The sequence below is a fragment of the Eudoraea sp. genome (assembly GCF_049665975.1).
GTDB lineage: Bacteria > Bacteroidota > Bacteroidia > Flavobacteriales > Flavobacteriaceae > Eudoraea.
In genome coordinates this window covers 1-2799 of sequence record NZ_JBATGR010000292.1, presented here as the reverse complement: position 1 = coordinate 2799, position 2799 = coordinate 1, and the positions used below count along the sequence as shown (strand labels likewise).

Sequence of the window (2799 nt, the reverse complement as noted above, 5' to 3'; positions counted from 1 at the left end):
TCTGTATGAGATGGAAAATTTTCAAAAGTGCACTAATCAAATTCTTTTATATATTTAGGGGTTTCAGAGATAAAACCGTTATGAACAAACGAGTAGGAATTCTTATTATCTGTTGCCTTTATTTGAGTGCCTGTCAAATGAAAAAAACCGACTTAAGTGAGGCTTCGGTGATCAGAGATTTTGATGAAATTGTGGCAGACGGTAAACTTAAAGTGTTGATTGCCTATAGCGCTACAAGTTATTTTTTGTATCGCGGTCAAACCATGGGCTATGAGTATGATTTACTAAAACGTCTTGCCAAAGAATTGAACCTGGAATTGGAATTAAAAGTGTCCAGGAATCTCGATGAAATGTTGGATGAGCTAAAAAATGGCAACGTAGACCTTGTGGCACACGGCCTGGCTGTTACACAAGAGAGAAAGAAGGTGGTGGCTTTTAGCAATTATTTATACCTCACCAAACAGGTATTGGTACAAAGAAAACCTGATAACTGGCGTAAACTTACTGTCGATGATATAAAGGAAGCCATGATACAGGATCCCATTGAGCTAATAGGCGACACCGTTAGCGTTAGAAAGAATTCTTCTTATTTAAAACGGCTTTTAAATTTGTCAAAGGAAATTGGAGGTAATATTTATATAGACTCCCTTGAAGGTTCTCTTTCTACAGATGAAATCATTAAACAGGTAGTAGATAAAAAAATAAAGTATACAGTGGCCGACGGGAATCTGGCAAGGATTAATGCCTCACACAACCCTATTTTAGATGTGAGCATCCCGGTAAGTTTTTCACAACGCATTTCGTGGGCCGTCAGAAAAAATTCTCCTGTATTACTTGAAGCCATAAACACGTGGATTGAAGAAGAAAAGAAAAGCTCTGATTATTATGTTATATACAACAAGTATTTTGAAAATAAAAGAAGTTTTAGGCGGCGAGCTAAAAGTAAGTTTTACAGCCTTAATAAAAATCAGATAAGCCCTTATGACAAACTAATAAAAGAACATGCCAAAGAATTGGGATGGGATTGGCGACTATTGGCTTCGCTAGTGTATCAGGAATCTCAGTTTCAACCAAATGACACTTCCTGGGCAGGAGCAAAGGGCCTGATGCAGATGATGCCATCAACGGCAAAGGCGCTTGGAGTTAAGGACAGGGAGAATCCGGAGGAAAGTTTACGAGGGGGAGCAGCCTATCTGGAACAATTATATGGTAATTTTGATCAGGTAAAGGATTCAGTACAGCGGATAAAGTTTGCCATGGCTTCCTATAATTGTGGATACCAACATGTAAGAGATGCCCAAAACCTGGCAGAAGTTCGTGGCCTTGACAAATACACCTGGGATAGCAATGTAGATAAAATGATCCTGGGGCTAAGTGATCCGAAAAACTATAACCATGACATTGTACAGTATGGTTACGTAAGAGGTGTAGAAACCTATGATTATGTTACAGAGATTTTTAACCGTTATACACTGTACAGTACATTGGTAAACTAGGTTTGCATCAGTATGGGCGACTTCGCTTGAGGTGATTTTGAACTACAATCTATTCCTCGTATTGATACAAATCGGCCAATTTGTAGATCAGAAAATTAATTATGTCCTCATCACTTTCTCCATTGAGGTACATGTTGAACGCGGAACCGGCCTGCTCCTCTTTAAAAAATTCCAAATCATCAGAGCCGTATTCGCTAAATGCATTCCAGGACTTAAGCCCTTCCAGTATCTCCCTGTGGGCAATATATCTCCTCCTTGCAAGCTCCAGATTATTCCGGAAGCTCTTATTATTGCGATTACCAATCTCGTCCTTTTGAGAATTTAATTTTAGATATTCTTGTTGAATACGAGTATCTGCTGCTTCTGCCTCCGATATTATCTTAAAATATGCCCGGGATATTAAGGAATTGTACTTTCTCTCAAAAGAAGCGTAGTTAACGTTTTCCAAAAAACTATCTCCCTCCAGAACTCCTGGATCTTCAGTGCTTGAATAATACTCTTTAGTGTCATTCGACGCCAAAAAATCATCCTTCTCCAAAGATCGGTTCCAGGCTTCAGATTTTATGGTCTCCTTCCAAATCTTACGGTATTCTCGTTTAAAGTTTCTCTGTGATGAGGTGCAACCTTCAATTAAAAAAACTAAAAGAAGAAAACTAAAAACCTGAACATATCTATAATATCCTGCTTTACTCATGATAAGAAAAATCTTATTTAAGCATGAGCAGATTTTTAAGAATGCATGATATGGAAAAGGGGAAGGCTAAAAACCTTTGGCAATATAAGAAAGAATTCCCATCTCTCATATCAAAATTATGTCAAGAAGACATATAAAATCGATTACTTATCAAATGCCTTGAATGATACCTGTATTTCATTAAGTATGCGACTATTTAAAACGACTAAAATTCTAGGCAGAGTAACTAGTTTTGTCAGGCTGTTTGGAGTTTTGGCTCAATTACATAATACATTTTCATCATACCCTTATTTTTAACTTTGATTTTGCCTCTATATTCGCATTCAAATTCATCCTTTATCAATTCATAGGTGTTTTCAGAGATGTTTATTCTGCCTGTTTCTGAATTCGTTTCCATCCGGGCGGCAACATTTACAGTATCTCCCCAAATATCATAGGCAAATTTTTGAGTGCCTACTACTCCTGCCACCACAGGGCCCGTATTAATCCCAATGCGGATCTCATAAGGCATGATATTGTCTTTATTTTTTATTTTCACTTTTTCAGTGATCCGGGCTATTTCAAAAGCAGCATGCACCATTCTGATGGCATGATCTTCTTTATTTAAAT

Annotated in this window: 3 protein-coding genes; 1 reads left to right on the top strand and 2 read right to left on the bottom strand. The window is 37.5% G+C overall.

Translation table 11 applies throughout. The features are described 5' to 3' along the window. Positions 1–1496: transporter substrate-binding domain-containing protein (locus WBN20_RS10360; protein WP_424281629.1), on the top strand; the 1496-nt coding region annotated here is incomplete at its 5' end. Between the two features lie 49 nt (positions 1497–1545). On the opposite strand, the gene WBN20_RS10355 is transcribed toward WBN20_RS10360, so the two are convergent. Both WBN20_RS10355 and WBN20_RS10350 read right to left on the bottom strand, forming a co-directional pair. Further along, complete coding sequence (locus tag WBN20_RS10355; RefSeq protein WP_424281628.1) at positions 1546–2190, bottom strand: hypothetical protein; 645 nt, start codon at positions 2188–2190, stop codon at positions 1546–1548. Between the two features lie 235 nt (positions 2191–2425). Then, positions 2426–2799 (bottom strand): adenylate/guanylate cyclase domain-containing protein (locus WBN20_RS10350; protein WP_424281627.1); only part of this gene is annotated, 374 nt, incomplete at its 5' end.

What these genes read in the sequence shown, in the direction of transcription:
- WBN20_RS10355 (WP_424281628.1), bottom strand. Translation starts at nt 2,190, where the DNA reads ATGAGTAAAGCAGGATATTATAGATATGTTCAGGTTTTTAGTTTTCTT.